Origin of the sequence: Mixta tenebrionis, assembly GCF_006517625.1 — a bacterium.
Classification (GTDB): domain Bacteria; phylum Pseudomonadota; class Gammaproteobacteria; order Enterobacterales; family Enterobacteriaceae; genus Mixta; species Mixta tenebrionis.
Genome location: NZ_VHQI01000065.1, coordinates 1 through 371, shown reverse-complemented (window position 1 = coordinate 371; position 371 = coordinate 1). Strand labels below are relative to the sequence as shown.

Sequence of the window (371 nt, the reverse complement as noted above, 5' to 3'; positions counted from 1 at the left end):
GGGATATAGGTATCCAGGTGACCAGCCAGCTCGATGATTTTTTCTTCCCACTCTGCTTCGCCTTCCAGCGCTTTCAGCGCGGAACCGCGAACGATCGGAGTGTCGTCGCCAGGGAAGTCGTACTGAGACAGCAGATCACGCACTTCCATCTCAACCAGTTCCAGCAGCTCTTCGTCATCAACCATGTCGCATTTGTTCAGGAACACGATGATGTACGGAACGCCTACCTGACGACCCAGCAGGATGTGCTCACGGGTCTGCGGCATCGGGCCGTCAGTCGCAGCAACAACCAGGATAGCGCCGTCCATCTGAGCAGCACCGGTGATCATGTTTTTCACGTAGTCGGCGTGGCCCGGGCAGTCAACGTGCGC

Annotated in this window: 1 protein-coding gene; it reads right to left on the bottom strand. The window is 57.4% G+C overall.

What is annotated here, in order from left to right; translation table 11 throughout:
- Nucleotides 1–371: GTP-binding protein (locus FKM52_RS21545; RefSeq protein WP_246085577.1), on the bottom strand; the 371-nt coding region annotated here is incomplete at both ends.